The organism is uncultured Methylobacterium sp., from assembly GCF_964242245.1.
Lineage (GTDB): Bacteria > Pseudomonadota > Alphaproteobacteria > Rhizobiales > Beijerinckiaceae > Methylobacterium.
This window is the reverse complement of the sequence record NZ_CAXTBY010000003.1, coordinates 23422-37008: the sequence shown is the minus strand read 5'-3', so window position 1 is coordinate 37008 and position 13587 is coordinate 23422. Positions and strand designations below refer to the sequence as shown.

Annotated in this window: 13 protein-coding genes; 4 read left to right on the top strand and 9 right to left on the bottom strand. The window is 70.9% G+C overall.

Translation table 11 applies throughout. From position 1 onward, the window contains the following. Position 1: 1 nt before the first annotated feature. On the bottom strand, positions 2-637 hold the full coding sequence (locus ACFE8Y_RS01365) for a Crp/Fnr family transcriptional regulator (protein WP_375462585.1): 636 nt from the start codon (positions 635-637) through the stop codon (positions 2-4). 92 nt (positions 638-729) lie between these two features. Further along, entirely contained in the window at positions 730-2058 is a 1329-nt protein-coding gene (locus ACFE8Y_RS01360) for a flavin monoamine oxidase family protein (protein ID WP_375462584.1), read from the bottom strand. 156 nt (positions 2059-2214) lie between these two features. On the opposite strand from ACFE8Y_RS01360, the gene ACFE8Y_RS01355 reads away from it, so the two are divergent. Then, on the top strand, positions 2215-2925 hold the full coding sequence (locus ACFE8Y_RS01355; protein ID WP_375462583.1) for a sulfate transporter family protein: 711 nt from the start codon (positions 2215-2217) through the stop codon (positions 2923-2925). A gap of 15 nt (positions 2926-2940) precedes the next feature. On the opposite strand, the gene ACFE8Y_RS01350 is transcribed toward ACFE8Y_RS01355, so the two are convergent. From ACFE8Y_RS01350 to ACFE8Y_RS01330, 5 genes are all read right to left on the bottom strand, one after another. After that, positions 2941-4104, bottom strand: coding sequence for a complex I NDUFA9 subunit family protein (locus ACFE8Y_RS01350; RefSeq protein WP_375462582.1), 1164 nt, complete (start codon positions 4102-4104; stop codon positions 2941-2943). Positions 4105-4470: 366 nt separating this feature from the next. Further along, positions 4471-4683, bottom strand: a complete 213-nt coding sequence (locus ACFE8Y_RS01345) for a CsbD family protein (RefSeq protein ID WP_375462581.1) — start codon at positions 4681-4683, stop codon at positions 4471-4473. Between the two features lie 321 nt (positions 4684-5004). After that, positions 5005-5673, bottom strand: coding sequence for a dethiobiotin synthase (gene bioD / locus ACFE8Y_RS01340; RefSeq protein WP_375462580.1), 669 nt, complete (start codon positions 5671-5673; stop codon positions 5005-5007). Positions 5674-5735: 62 nt separating this feature from the next. Then, on the bottom strand, positions 5736-8627 hold the full coding sequence (gene secA / locus ACFE8Y_RS01335; RefSeq protein WP_375462579.1) for a preprotein translocase subunit SecA: 2892 nt from the start codon (positions 8625-8627) through the stop codon (positions 5736-5738). A 203-nt stretch (positions 8628-8830) separates the two neighbouring features. Continuing rightward, on the bottom strand, positions 8831-9199 hold the full coding sequence (locus tag ACFE8Y_RS01330) for a hypothetical protein (protein WP_375462578.1): 369 nt from the start codon (positions 9197-9199) through the stop codon (positions 8831-8833). Positions 9200-9456: 257 nt separating this feature from the next. Between ACFE8Y_RS01330 and ACFE8Y_RS01325 the strand changes: the two genes are divergently transcribed. Then, entirely contained in the window at positions 9457-10368 is a 912-nt protein-coding gene (locus tag ACFE8Y_RS01325; RefSeq protein WP_375462651.1) for a peptidylprolyl isomerase, read from the top strand. A gap of 36 nt (positions 10369-10404) precedes the next feature. On the opposite strand, the gene ACFE8Y_RS01320 is transcribed toward ACFE8Y_RS01325, so the two are convergent. Next, complete coding sequence (locus ACFE8Y_RS01320; protein WP_375462577.1) at positions 10405-10566, bottom strand: hypothetical protein; 162 nt, start codon at positions 10564-10566, stop codon at positions 10405-10407. Positions 10567-10663: 97 nt separating this feature from the next. Beyond that, the gene (gene hemH / locus ACFE8Y_RS01315; RefSeq protein WP_375462576.1) at positions 10664-11749 is read right to left on the bottom strand and encodes a ferrochelatase; all 1086 of its coding nucleotides are present in this window, start codon (positions 11747-11749) and stop codon (positions 10664-10666) included. A gap of 162 nt (positions 11750-11911) precedes the next feature. On the opposite strand from hemH, the gene ACFE8Y_RS01310 reads away from it, so the two are divergent. Continuing rightward, on the top strand, positions 11912-12865 hold the full coding sequence (locus ACFE8Y_RS01310) for a class I SAM-dependent methyltransferase (protein ID WP_375462575.1): 954 nt from the start codon (positions 11912-11914) through the stop codon (positions 12863-12865). Then, entirely contained in the window at positions 12843-13583 is a 741-nt protein-coding gene (locus ACFE8Y_RS01305; RefSeq protein WP_375462574.1) for a uracil-DNA glycosylase, read from the top strand. The genes ACFE8Y_RS01310 and ACFE8Y_RS01305 overlap by 23 nt, the downstream gene beginning before the upstream one ends. Positions 13584-13587: the final 4 nt, after the last annotated feature.

Sequence of the window (13587 nt, the reverse complement as noted above, 5' to 3'; positions counted from 1 at the left end):
ATCACAGCACCTCGCCGCCGGCCGGGAGGGGACGGGCGGCAGCAGCCGACGCGGCGGCGCTCTGGAAGAGCCGCTCGCTCGTGAGCTTCAGGAAGCTGAACCCGAATTCGGGGTTCTGGTAGTAGAGTTGCTTGACTGCGGAGTAGGGCACCTCCAGGGCCCGGCCGTCCTCCGTGCACACGAGCGAGGCCGTGCGCCTGTTGCCCGGCGAGAGCAGCCCGAGTTCGCCGACGATGCCGCCGGCCCGCACGTCGATCCCGTATTCCGGGATGCGGAAGCAGCCGCTCACCACGTAGTACATCGCAGCCGCCGCCTCGCCCTTGGCGAACAGGCTGGCGCCTTCGGTGAAGCGACGCTCGGTGCCGTAGGGCTTGAGCCAGTCCAGGGAGAGATCGCCGTCGGCCGCGATCTCCACGTCGCGCACGAGGCGAACCATCTGCCAGAGACGGAAGGCGTTGAACGGGATCTGGATCGCCTCGGTGAGCACCACCGGCAGGCTGCCGATCATGACCCCGTAGGTGATGACCGCGGCGCTGGCGACCAGCGAGATGATCCGCAGGGGGATCATCGTGCTCATCGCCGAGGCGGAGATGGTCAGCGCCGTCCCGAGATAGCCGATGCCCTCGACCCAATCCATGACACCACTCCTGGCCGCGAACGCCGTGGCGTCTGATGCATCGCGTTTTCGCGCCGTCCGCAAGGCGAGGAGAGCGTCCCGCGCCATCTTCGTCAGGCGGCTGTGCCCATCCGGATACGCCCGGCGACCGCCTCGGCCGCCCGCGCGCCCTCCGCATAGGCGCCCCCCGTGGTGCCCCATTGCAGGCGCGACAGGGCCTCACCCGCAAACCAGATCTTCCCGCCGACCGGTGCGTGGAGGACCTGCCGCGCCGGCGCATGGCCCGGCGGCACGACCGCCCACGACCCCTGCGACCACGGATCGTGGCGCCACTCGCTGACCGCGGGGATGGACAGGTCGCGCAGGCGCGTGGGCCCGAAATGCGCGGCGAGCGTCGCCCGCACGCGGCGGCGCACGCCGTCCGCGCCGGTCCCGGCCGCGTCGATCAGCGCGGCGCTGCCGGAATCCAGCTCGAAGTAGTGAAACGGCGTGCCGTCGATCCGGGTCAGCAGCCCCGGCGGGCTCAGCCGGCCGCCGACCAGCGACGCGAGCCGGTCCCGGCCCCGGAAGGGGCTCGACGGCCAGTGCAGCACCGCGTGCTCGTAGATCCCGGTCGAGAATCCGTCGATCGCTCGGCGAACCGGCTCGGGGAGGGCGGGGGTGAAGCCGAGCCCGGTGCGCAGGACCATCACCGGCGCGGTGACGATGACGGCCCGCGCCGATAGGCGCCGCCCGTCCGCCGTCTCGACCCGGACGCCGACGCCCGTCCAATCGATGCGCGCGACGGGACTCGACAGGGCGATCGGCAGGCCTTGCGCCAGCCGCGCGAGGTAGCCGCCGTAGCCGCCCGCAATGAAGACGTTGTCGCCGTACTCCATGCTCGGGAAATCGTGGAGCGAGACCTCCTCCAGCGGCCGGCCCGAAACGAGCCCGTGCACCCGTGCGACGCGGGCGCCCCAGGGGCCGAGGCTGCGGGGCAGGGCACGCGCGGCGGCGCGGTCCGGACCCTCAGTGGCGGCGCCCCGCGTCATCGCCCGGTCGGCGAGGTCGAAGGCCCGCGCCGACGCCGCGGCCTCCGCCGCGCGGCCGGGCCGGCGGCCGACCCAGACATGGCCCTCCTGGGCGGCCCGGCGCAGGGGCTCGCCCCGGGCCCGGCCGAGATGCACCAGCGGGTTGATCGGCCCGGCGTGGAGCCAGTGCGCGCCGAGGTCGATGGGGTGCCCCCGCAGCATCGTCGTGACGGTGCGGCCGCCGACGCGACCGCGCGCCTCCAGGACCGCGACCGACACGCCGCGCCCCAGGAGGGTGCGCGCGGCCGCGATTCCCGCCGCACCCGCGCCCACCACGATCACCTCCGGCGCGGCGGGCAGGGGCGCGAGGCGGGGCACGAGACTCGGGGCGAAGCGGGCATGCGCGGCCGGTTTACGCGAGGCTGGACTCATGCGCGGGCCGGGCTCCTCGCGTGACGGGCGGTCATCGAGCAGGGTGCCGCACGGGCGTTCCGGCGCGACGCGGCGGCTTCGGGGAGCCTTGCGGCGGACCAGGGCCGACGCCACAACCGCGGGGCGCCGCACGACGGCGGGATACGGGAACTCGGCATGCTCATCCAGGCGGCGCTCGCGGCCCTGCGTCAGACCTTCTCGCCGCCGTTGCGGGCGATCCTGTGGAAGTCGCTCGGCCTCACGCTCGGCCTCCTGCTCCTCGCCTGGATCGGAATGACGCGGCTGATCCAGTGGTTCCAGGCGAGCCATCACATCTCCGAGCAGTACCCGCTGCTCGACGGCCTCGCCTACTTCCTGGCCGGCTTCGGACTGTTCGTGGCGCTGGCCTACGTCATGCCGGCGGTGTCGATCCTGGTGGCGGGCTTCTTCCTCGACGAGGCCGCCGCGATCGTCGAGGGCACCGACTTCCCGAACGAGCCGCCCGGCCGGCCCATGCCCTGGGGAACGGCGATGCTCTACGCGCTGCGGTTTGCCGGTCTCACCCTGCTCGTGAACCTCGCGGCGCTGGTCGTGTTCTTCCTGCCGGTCGTCGGCATCGCGGCGTTCTTCTCGGCCAACGCCTACCTGCTCGCGCGGGAATACTTCGAGATGGCGGCCGCCCGGTTCCGGCCGCTGGCGGAGGCCAACGCCATGCGCCGTGCGCACCCGGCGACGACCCTGGGGGCGGGATGCCTGCTCGCCGGGATGATGGTGGTGCCCGTGGTCAACCTCCTGACCCCGCTCTTCGGAATCGCGCTGATGGTCCACGTCCACAAGGGCCTGTCACGCCGTCTTCCGTCGCCCGTCGCGCGGGAGCGCATCCGGTAGAGCGTCCGGGCGCGCCTACTTGCGGGTCCCCCACCGTTGGCCCGGTCCGGCGCCGGCATCGGCCCCGATCGCCGGCCCGGAAGCGCGCATCGGGCGATGCTGCGAGCCCTCGCCCATCGGCACGGGAGCGATCGTGTCGGGCACCTCCGCCTGGCTCTCGTCGCCGCGCCCTTCGGCGAACTGGCCGGCCTTGCGGAAGGGCCAGAGGTAGCCCGGCACCACGGCCTCGGCCGCGGTCGGCTGGATGCCGAGACCCGCGAAGGTCCGCCCCTCCGCGATCGCCAAGTCCGACACGACGTTGTCGTTCTGGAGCAGGACAACCTGATCGCGGGTGAGCTTCAGGTTCTCCGGCAGGAGCCCGAGCGTGAGGGTGTCGGCGAGTTCCATGGCGCGGGCCTGGATCTTCGCCAGCGGCAGCGGCAGGGAGAGGACGACGCGCCGGCGCATGATCGTCCTCAGCATATAGCGGACGAGGTGCTCCAGGGTCGCGATCTCGGGTCCGCCGAGTTCGTAGACCTTGCCGCCGGGCACGCGGCCCTCGGCGGCCCGCGCGATCGCCTCGGCCACGTCGCCGACGAACACCGGCTGGAAGCGCGACTGCGCCCCGGCGAGCGGCAGCACCGGCAACAGGCGGGCGAGGCTGGCGAAGCGGTTGAAGAAGCTGTCGCCCGGACCGAACACAAGCGATGGCCGGAAGATCACGGCGCCGGGGCACGCGGCGAGGACGCCGGCCTCGCCCTCGGCCTTCGTGCGGGCGTATCGCGACTCGGATGCCGCGTCGGCGCCGATCGCCGAAACGTGGATCATCGCCGCGCCCGCGGACGCCGCGGCCTGCGCGATCTCGCCCGGGCCATCCGCCTGCAATCGCGAGAAGCTCTGGGTGCCGGCCTCCTGCAGGATGCCCACGAGGTTGATCACCACGTCCGCCCCGGCGACGGCACGGACGACGGAGTCGGGATAGCGCAGGTTGGCCTGGACCGCCACGATCTGCCCGACCTTGCCGAGGGGCTGGAGGAACAGGGCGAGGTCCGGTCGGCGCACCGCGACACGGATGCGGTAGCCGCGCTTGGCCAGCGCCCGCACCACGTGCCGACCGAGGAAGCCGGAGCCCCCGAAGATCGTCACGAGTTGCGAGGCGGGCCGTGTCAGGGCCTGGGTCGGGGTGCTGGAGCCGGTCATGGCCTCGTCTCGGGTGTCTTCGTCTCAGGTCCCTCGGGCCTTGATCTCTCGACCATCGGTCGAGTCAGAGCGTGAACCCGGTCCGAGCCTACCTAGACCATTTTCGAGCGTAGCGATGCCGGTCGGCGCAGCGAAGGGGGCTTCTCCGAAACCGAACCGGTCCACCGTGGCCGAGCGAATCGATCGAGGATCAACTCCGGAGCGCTGCGGAATTGGCCGGCCGTGAGGCTCGGGGATGTCACCCAAGGTCCGATCCCGGCTCACGTTCCACCGCACCGCGCGAGCGCGGCGCGAGACCGGCCCCATGGCCTCTCAATGCTACGGCCGAAGCGCTGTGGGGCGCCGCCGACCGGAGCACGGAGAGCATCAGATCTTCTTGACGGCGTCGGCCGCACCCTGCGCGGCGTTCTTCACGCCATCCTTGGCATCGCCGACGGTCTTCTGGGCATCGCCCTTGAGTTCCTGAGCCTTACCCTCGGCCTGCAGCTTCTCGTTGCCGGCAGCCTCGCCGACCCCCTGCTTGACGTTGCCCACGGCCTCGTTGGCCAGACCCTTGATCTTGTCGGTGGTGCTGCTCATGGAATCCTCCCTGCGAGAACGACATCGCGGCCCGGCTTCACGGCTGTGCCGCCAAGCATGATCATCCTCGGCATGGTCGAACGGTGCGGGCCGGGTTTATGTTCCCGCTGCCGGGGGGCCTCGACAACCGGGCGACGTCATCGCCTGCGCCACCTCGGTCGGCGGCGGCACGATCCCGCAGAGCGCGACCGTGATGGTCGAGATCGACTGAGCATCCTGTCCAATCGTTTCGACGGGGATGACCTGAGAGGTCAGGTCTCATCGCCGGCGCGCGCCGTGACACATCCGATCGACGATCCGGGGTTCTGACCCGTCCCGGCGTCACACCAGGGCGGCGAGCGCCTCGGGGCAGGGCTGCCCGCGTCCGAGGGCCATCACCGGAGCCGAGACCCGGCGCCGGATCGCGTCGGCCACGACGGCGGCCGGGGCCGGCGCGCCGAGGCTCTCGCTGACGACGAGCGCGAGGACGGGAACGCCGTGGGCGCGGCAGGTCTCGTAAGCGGTTAGCGCATGGCTGATCCCGCCGAGGTAGCTGCCCGCGACGAGGAGCGCGGGGCATGCGAGGGCGCGGAGCCAGTCGAGCCCGGTGGCGTCGGCGGTGACCGGGCTCATCAGCCCGCCGACGCCCTCGATCAGCAGGATATTGCTGGTCTCCTCGATCCGCGCGCGGCACCAGCGCGCGAGGTCCGACAGGGCGAGGCTCCGTCCCTCGAGCGCGGCGGCCTGATCAGGCGCGAGCGCCGCGGCGAAGCGCCAGGGCGAGCAGGCCGCGACGGCCTCCGCCGTCGGCGCGATCCCCTGCGCCGCGAGCAAACGCGCGGTGTCGCTGTCGGCGAAGGCCGGATCGTCGAGCGCCGGTACGCCGCTCGTCACCGGCTTGAGCGCCCGGACGGAGCGGTCGGCGGCGCGCAGCCGGCGCACGAGGGCGGCCGTGACGTAGGTCTTGCCGATCCCGGTGCCGGCGCCGGCGATGAAGACGGTTCGGGTCATCGAGGCAGGCACCCGTTCGGACGCAACGGAGACGAGGCTCCGCGCCAATCGGGCCTGATCGATCAGGCCTGGAAGCTTCCGTGACAGTGCTTGTACTTCTTGCCCGAGCCGCAGGGGCAGGGCTCGTTGCGGCCGACGCGGCCCCACGTCGTCGCGTCGTCGGGATTGCGCTCGAGCACCGCGCCGTCGGCGACTAGCCCCTGCGCGGCGTAGCCGTAGGCGCCTCCGCCCCCACCGTCGCTCCCGGTACCGCGGTGGGCCATCTCGTTCTCGCCGGTGACCGGATCGAGGTGCTGGGCGAACATCGGGGGCAGGCCCGGCGACGCGCCGAAGGGGTGCTCGGGCGCGCTCGGCTCCTGGAACATGATCTCGACCCGCGAGAGCTGAGCGGTGACCTGCTCGCGAAGCTGCGTGACCAGCCCGTTGAACAGGTCGAAGGCCTCGGACTTGTACTCGTTCAGCGGGTCGCGCTGGGCGAAGCCCCGCCAGCCGATCACCTGTCTCAGATGGTCCAGCGTCACGAGGTGCTCGCGCCAGAGGTGGTCGAGGGTCTGGAGCAGCACCTGCTTCTCGATGTAAGTCATCACCTCGGGCCCGTTCTTCTCCGAGCGGGCGGCGTAGGCGCTGTCTGCGGCCTTCTTCAGGCGCTCGCGCATCTCCTCGTCGGCGATGCCCTCCTCCTTGGCCCAGTCCTCGACCGGCTCCTGGAGGTTCAGCACGTCGGCGACGCGCGCACCGAGGCCGGCGGCGTCCCACTGCTCGGCGTAGGCGTTCTCGGGGATGTGCGTCGCCACGAGGTCGTCGATCACCCCCTGGCGCATCTCCTCGACGGTCTCGGCCACGCTGTCCTGGCCCATGAAGTCGCGGCGCTGCTCGAACACCACCTTGCGCTGGTCGTTCATGACGTTGTCGTACTTGAGCACGTTCTTGCGCATGTCGAAGTTGCGCGCCTCGACCTTCTGCTGCGCCTTCTCGATCGCCTTGTTGATCCAGGGGTGGATGATCGCCTCGCCCTGCTCCAGGCCGAGCTTCTGCAGCATGCCGTCCATGCGGTCGGAGCCGAAGATCCGCATCAGGTCGTCCTGGAGCGACAGGAAGAACTTCGAGCGCCCCGGATCGCCCTGGCGGCCGGAGCGGCCGCGGAGCTGGTTGTCGATGCGCCGCGACTCGTGGCGCTCGGTGCCGATGATGTAGAGGCCGCCGGGCAGGTCCTTCTTGCGCCCGGCCTCCGGGTCCGCCGGCTCGCCCGACGCCAGCACCTTGGTGCGGTTCTCGGCGATCTCGGCCTTGATGGCAGTGACCTTCGCGTCGCGCTCCGGGCCTTCGGGAACTCCGAAAAGCTCCTTCTCCACGCGCATCTCGACGTTGCCGCCGAGCTTGATGTCGGTGCCGCGCCCGGCCATGTTCGTGGCGATGGTGATCGCGCCGGGCACGCCGGCCTCGGCGACGATGTAGGCCTCCTGCTCGTGGAAGCGGGCGTTCAGCACCGCGAAGCGCTTCGTCACCCGGCCCTCGCGGGCGGCGGCGTAGACGTCGGTGAGCGCGTTCGGGTCGGAATAGTCGAGCAGGGTGTAGCCGGCCTTCTTCAGCAGTTCGGCGATCAGTTCCGACTTCTCAATCGAGCCGGTGCCGACCAGGATCGGCTGGTGGCGGGCATGCGCCGTCTCGATCTCCGCAATGATGCCGTCGTACTTCTCGCCCACCGTGCGGTAGACCTGATCGTCCTCGTCGACGCGCTCCACCGGCTTGTTGGTCGGGATGTCGACCACTTCGAGCTTGTAGATCTCGGCGAACTCGTCGGCCTCGGTCGAGGCCGTGCCGGTCATGCCGGCGAGCTTGTCGTAGAGGCGGAAGAAGTTCTGGAAGGTGATCGAGGCGAGCGTCTGGTTCTCGGGCTGGATCGTGACCCGCTCCTTGGCTTCCAGCGCCTGGTGCAGCCCTTCCGAGTAGCGCCGGCCCTGCATCATGCGGCCGGTGAACTCGTCGATGATGATCACCTCGTCGTTCTTGACGATGTAGTCCTTATCCCGCGTGAACAGGGTGTTGGCGCGCAACGCCTGGTTCACGTGGTGGACGATCGTGACGTTGTGGCCGTCGTAGAGGTCGCCGTCCTTGAGGATGCCGGCCTCGCGCAGGGCCTCCTCCAAGAACTCGTTGCCGCTCTCCGTGAGCGAGACGGTGCGCTGCTTCTCGTCGAGATCGTAGTGCTCGGGCACGAGCTGCGGCATCAGCGCGTCGACGGTGACGTAGAGCTCCGAGCGGTCGTCCACGGGACCGGAGATGATCAAAGGCGTGCGCGCCTCGTCGATCAGGATCGAGTCGACCTCGTCGACGATCGCGAAGTTGTGCCCCCGCTGCGCGAGCTGGGACATCTCGTACTTCATGTTGTCGCGGAGGTAATCGAACCCGTACTCGTTGTTGGTCCCGTAGGTGATGTCGCAGGCGTAGGCCGCCTTGCGCTGCTCGTCGTCGAGCCCGTGGACGATGGTGCCGACGGTGAGCCCGAGGAAGCGGTAGACCTGCCCCATCCACTCGGCGTCGCGGGAGGCCAAGTAGTCGTTGACGGTGACGACGTGGACGCCCTTGCCCGAGAGCGCGTTGAGGTAGACCGGCAGGGTCGCGACGAGCGTCTTGCCCTCGCCGGTCTTCATCTCCGCGATGCCGCCCTCGTGCAGCACCATGCCGCCGATGAGCTGCACGTCGAAGTGGCGCTGGCCGAAGACGCGCTTGGCCGCCTCGCGCACCGTGGCGAAGGCGGGCACGAGGATGTCGTCCAGGGTCTTGCCGGCTTCGAGCTCCGCCTTCAGCATCGTCGTCCGGGCGCGCAGGGCCTCGTCCGACAGCACCTGGATCTCGGGCTCCAGCGCGTTGATCTCGGCGACGCGCGGACGGTAGCCCTTCACGCGGCGGTCGTTCGACGAGCCGAAGATCTTCTTGGCGAGGGCACCGAGCATCGTGAACCTGCGAACGGGAAAGCCCGTCCGCGGTCTCCCGCGGACGGCCGGCCTTGGCTGAGTTGGCCGGGCTTATAGAGGTAAAGATCGCAGGCCGCATCTAAAAGAGGCCGCCGTGCACGGGCGCACGATGCCACCCGGCTCCCCGTGAGCGCGGGGGCGCCGCGGAACGGCCCGGCTTCGTGCTCGCAGTCCGGGACGGTTCAGTTCAGTTCGCAGAAGCCCACGCCCGCACCGACGACCCGGTTCGAGGCGCACCACGGGCCGGCGACGTGAACCGGGTGCTGGACCGGGGCTCTCTCCGGTGCCGGCGCCTCGCCGGTCTCGGGCTGCGGAGCGCGCGGTTCGGGCTTCCGGCTCGGGGCGAGGACGACCGGAGCGAGGAGGATCGGGCTGCCCGCCGCCGTCCGCTCGGGCTGACGGACGAGGGGAGACGGCGGCCGCGCGACGGAGCTGCCGACGCGGAGCCGCAGACCGCGGAAGCGCGCCTCCGCGGCCGACGACGTGAGGGCGACGCTCAGCAGCGCCGTCGCGGCGAGCCCGAGGCGCGTGATGAGCGTGACCCTGTTCATGCGCGCCTCCCGTCCACGCGCGAGGATAGCCCTTGAACCGTTCACGAAGCGTCAACGGACCGGTTCTGCCGTCGCGGACTGGGACGGGATTCACGTTCGTGCGGGATCGGACGCAGCGGCGGCCCGGCAGCTTGCCTTTGCGCGGGTCCCGATCCACCTGTCTCGCGGATTCTCCCGGGACACGCGCCGTCCCCCAAGAGCCTCGCGCGAGACGCCCCGGCCGTCGGGACGGATCGGGACGAAACGCCCAAGGATACCTGCCCATGATCCTCATCCTTCGACGCGCCGGCGCCCTCACCCTGGTGCTCGCGCTCACCGGGGCCGCCTCCGCCCAGACACCGACGCCCGCGGCGCCGGGCGGATCGATCGCGGGCGCGGTGGTGCCGTCCCCCGACTCGGTGGTGGCCAAGGTCAACGGCCGCCCCGTCACCGCGGGCGACATCGCGGTCGCCGCCGACGATCCGGCCCTGTCGCTGCCCGGCGTCGACGACGCGCAGAAGAAGGGCCTGCTCATCGACTACATGATCGACCTCAAGGTCGGCGCCCAGGCGGCGGACGCGGCCAAGGTGGGCGACACGCCGGACTTCAAGCGCAAGCTCGCCTACTTCCGCGACAAGCTGTTGCTCGACGAGTACCTGGAGCGCGAGGCGAAGAAGGCGGCAACGCCCGAAGCGGCTCAGGCCGTGTTCGAGCAGACCGCCAAGCTGATGAAGCCCGAGGAGGAGATCCACGCCCGCCACATCCTCGTCGACAACGAGGCCGAGGCGAAGACGATCGCCGCCCGCATCAAGGGCGGCGAGGATTTCACCAAGCTCGCCGCCGAGACTTCGAAGGATCCCGGCTCCAAGGCCGAGGGCGGCGACCTCGGCTGGTTCTCGCAGGACCGGATGGTCAAGGAATTCGCCGACGCCGCCTTCAGGATGCAGCCCGGTCAGGTGTCCGACCCGATCAAGACCCAGTTCGGCTGGCACGTCATCCGGGTCGAGGAGAAGCGCACGAAGCCGCAACCGACCTTCGCCGAGCTGAAGGAGCAGATCGACCAGCACCTGATCCGCAAGGCGCAGCAGGACCTGATCCTGAAGCTGCGGGCAGACGCGAAGGTCGAGCGCTTCGACGAGAACGGCAAACCGATGGCCGCGCGCCCTGCCGACGAGTCGAGGAAGCCCTGAGGACGCCGCGTCGCCGGTCCGCGGAGCGACCGACGGTCAGGCCGGGTCGGCGAACAGGTAGGCCGAACCGGCGGTGGGGGTCGGCGCGCCGGGCAGGAGACCCAAGGCGGCAAGCTCGTTGTCGCGCCGCGTCGAGCCCAGGATGTCGAGCACCGCGATCACGAGCCAGGGACAGGCGATACCGATGAAGAACGCCATCTCATCCCTCGATCAGAGCGGCCGATGCGGCAACTGGGAAAGACGATGATAATCGAGCGCCCAAGCTTGGCAAGGTGCTCGCAGCTCCCGGCGGAGGTCAGACCCAGCCCTGGAGCTCCCGCCGCACCACGGTCTCGATCACGCGCATGCCGAGGTCGCTGTCGTTGAGGCAGGGGATGTAGGCGAAGTGCTCGCCGCCGTTGTCCTCGAAGTAGTGCCGGTTCTCGCCGTCGAGTTCCTCCAGCGTCTCCAGGCAGTCGGCGGTGAAGCCGGGCGCCACGATCGCCATCCGCTTCACGCCGGACTTGGCCAGCGCCGTCACGGTCTCGTCGGTATAGGGCTTCAGCCACTCCTCGTTGCCGAAGCGGGACTGGAAGGTCGTGCGCATCCGTTCGGTCGAAAACCCGAGCTCCTCGCGGATCAGGCGCCCGGTCTTCACGCACTGGCAATGGTACGGGTCGCCCTTGAGCAGGTAGCTCCGCGGGACGCCGTGGAACGAGGTGAGGATCACCTCCGGCTCGAAATCGAGTTTCTGCAGGCCCTCGCGGATCGCGTCGGCCATCGCGCGGATGTAGACCGGGTCGTCGTGGTAGGGCGGCGAGACGCGCACCGTCGGCTGCCAGCGCATCTGCATCAGGGCCTTGAAGGCCTGGTCGCAGGCGGTGGCCGAGGTCGCGGCGGCATATTGCGGGTAGAGCGGCACCAGGAGGATGCGGTCGCAGCCCTGGTCGAGCAGCGCCTGGATGCGCACCGACACCTCCGGCTTGCCGTAGCGCATCGCCCAGTCGACCACGACCGCGTCGCCCATCATGGCCTGGAGCCGCTCGGACTGGCCGCGGGTGATGGTCTTGAGCGGGCCCTCGTCGCGCTCGGTGTTCCAGACGCTCGCGTAATCCTTGCCCTTCGGTCCGGGGCGCTTGGTCAGGATGATGAGGTTCAGGAGCGGCCACCAGATCAGGCGCGGCACCTCGATCACCCGGCGGTCGGACAGGAACTCCTTGAGGTAGCGGCGCATCGGCCAGTAGCTCGTGCCCTCGGGCGTCCCGAGGTTCATCAGCAGAACGCCGACCCGGCCCCAGCGAACGGTCGGGTGGTCGCCCGGCAGGGCACCGGCGGCGACCGGCTGGAGCGGCGCCACGGCCTTCAGGGCCGCGAGGGAGCCGGGTTCGACGCGTTCGTTCATGGAGCTTCTCGGCCATCGCGGCCGCTTCCTGTCTGGTCGCCGGGCAGGCGGCGGATCGAGCCCGCGCACGCTGCCGTGCGGGGACGCCGCGGTTGTACGGGCATGGATATCTATCTAGAGCACGAAGCCTGCCAGCGAAGGTCCGTCCGACGAGAGCGCGACATGCAGTCTCCCCGCTACTTCCTCAACCACTTCATGCCGTTCACGGGCTACCCCTACACGGGGGCTCCGACCGCCTGCAATCTGTGCGGCTCGCGGGACAGCGTGACGGTGGCCGAGACCGACCGGCGGCTCAAGACGCTGAAGTCCATCGCCTGCGTGCAGTGCGGCCTGATCCGCACCGATCCGATGCCGACTCCGGGCGAGCTCGCCGCGTACTACGCCCACGCCTATCGCGCCGATTACCAACTCGCCTTCGCCGGCGGCCCGCCCCGGGTCCACCTCAAGCGCTCCGCCCGCGAGGCCGCCTTCCGCGCCGAACTCCTGGCGCCCAAGCTCACTCCCGGGGCCCACGTGCTCGATTTCGGCTCGGGCTCGGGGGAGTTCCTGGCCGTCGCCCGCGCCCGCGGCTGCGAGGTGATCGGCGTCGAGCCGGGGCGCGACTACGCGGCCTACGCCCGCGCGCATCACGGCGTCGAGGTGCTGGACGACGCCGACGACGACCGCTTCGAGGCGGGGTACTTCGACGTCATCACCACCCACCACGTGATGGAGCACCTGCGCGACCCGGCCGACGTGATGGAGCGGCTGGCCCGCTGGCTGAAGCCCGACGGCGTGCTCTACGCGGCGGTGCCGAACATGGCCGCCACCGGCAAGCCGCCGCACGAGCGCTTCCACTTCGCCCACGTCCACGGCTTCGTGCGCGAGACCTTCGACCTCACGGCGCGCCGGGCCGGCATGGTGCCCGACACCGCCTACCGGCGCGAGGACACCACAGTGGTCTACCGCAGGACCGACGCGCCGGCCGGGCCGATCGCCGCGCCCGGCCTCGCCCGGCGCCTCGCCGAGGAGCTGAGGCCGATGCCGGCCGGCACCTACCTCGCCTCCGGCGCCTGGATCTGGCCGATGGTTCGCCGCAACGCCAAGGCCGTGCGTGAAACGTTCTCCGCCCGCTGACCTGTTCGAGCCGGCCCCCGACGCCCCGGTCGCGGCGGCGCTCGCCGCTTTCCGGGCCTCGGGCTCCCCCTGGCTCGCGCTGCCGTTCTTCGCGAACGGCGCCGCCGACGCGGCGGCGCGGCGGGTGGACGCGCGGATCGCCGCCGGGGCCGAGGTTCTCCCGGCCCCGGACAGGATCTTCCACGCGCTGACCGCGACGCCGCTCCCCGCGGTGAAGGTCGTGATCCTCGGCCAGGACCCCTACCCGACGCCGGGCGACGCCAACGGGCTCGCCTTCTCCTACGTCGGACCCCGGCGCCTGCCGGCCTCCCTCAAGGTGATCCTCGCCGAGATCGATCCGGCCGAGATCGAGCCTGCCAAGCCCGCCCGCGGCGATCTCACCGCCTGGGCGCATCAGGGCGTGCTGCTCCTCAACAGCGCCCTCACCGTCGAGGCCGGCAAGGCCGGGGCGCACCTGCGCTTCGGCTGGTCGGCGCTGACCGACGAGGCGGTGGCGGCGGTCTCCAGCCGGGACGCACCCGCGGTGTTCCTGCTGTGGGGGGCGCAGGCCCGGGCGCGGGCGGCCCTGATCGACCGCACGCGGCACGGCGTGATCGAGACCGGCCACCCCTCGCCGCTGAACCGCGCCCGCGATTTTCCGGGATCGCGGCCCTTCGCACGGGCGAACGCGTGGCTCGTCGCGCAGGGGCTCGCGCCGATCGCGTGGCGCCTGTCCTGACGCG

Bases quoted from the DNA above. Each gene is read 5' to 3' on its own strand.
- ACFE8Y_RS01365 (WP_375462585.1), bottom strand. From the start codon at position 637: ATGGATTGGGTCGAGGGCATCGGCTATCTCGGGACGGCGCTGACCATC.
- ACFE8Y_RS01360 (WP_375462584.1), bottom strand. From the start codon at position 2,058: ATGAGTCCAGCCTCGCGTAAACCGGCCGCGCATGCCCGCTTCGCCCCG.
- ACFE8Y_RS01355 (WP_375462583.1), top strand. From the start codon at position 2,215: ATGCTCATCCAGGCGGCGCTCGCGGCCCTGCGTCAGACCTTCTCGCCG.
- ACFE8Y_RS01350 (WP_375462582.1), bottom strand. From the start codon at position 4,104: ATGACCGGCTCCAGCACCCCGACCCAGGCCCTGACACGGCCCGCCTCG.
- ACFE8Y_RS01345 (WP_375462581.1), bottom strand. From the start codon at position 4,683: ATGAGCAGCACCACCGACAAGATCAAGGGTCTGGCCAACGAGGCCGTG.
- bioD (WP_375462580.1), bottom strand. From the start codon at position 5,673: ATGACCCGAACCGTCTTCATCGCCGGCGCCGGCACCGGGATCGGCAAG.
- secA (WP_375462579.1), bottom strand. From the start codon at position 8,627: ATGCTCGGTGCCCTCGCCAAGAAGATCTTCGGCTCGTCGAACGACCGC.
- ACFE8Y_RS01330 (WP_375462578.1), bottom strand. From the start codon at position 9,199: ATGAACAGGGTCACGCTCATCACGCGCCTCGGGCTCGCCGCGACGGCG.
- ACFE8Y_RS01320 (WP_375462577.1), bottom strand. From the start codon at position 10,566: ATGGCGTTCTTCATCGGTATCGCCTGTCCCTGGCTCGTGATCGCGGTG.
- hemH (WP_375462576.1), bottom strand. From the start codon at position 11,749: ATGAACGAACGCGTCGAACCCGGCTCCCTCGCGGCCCTGAAGGCCGTG.
- ACFE8Y_RS01310 (WP_375462575.1), top strand. From the start codon at position 11,912: ATGCAGTCTCCCCGCTACTTCCTCAACCACTTCATGCCGTTCACGGGC.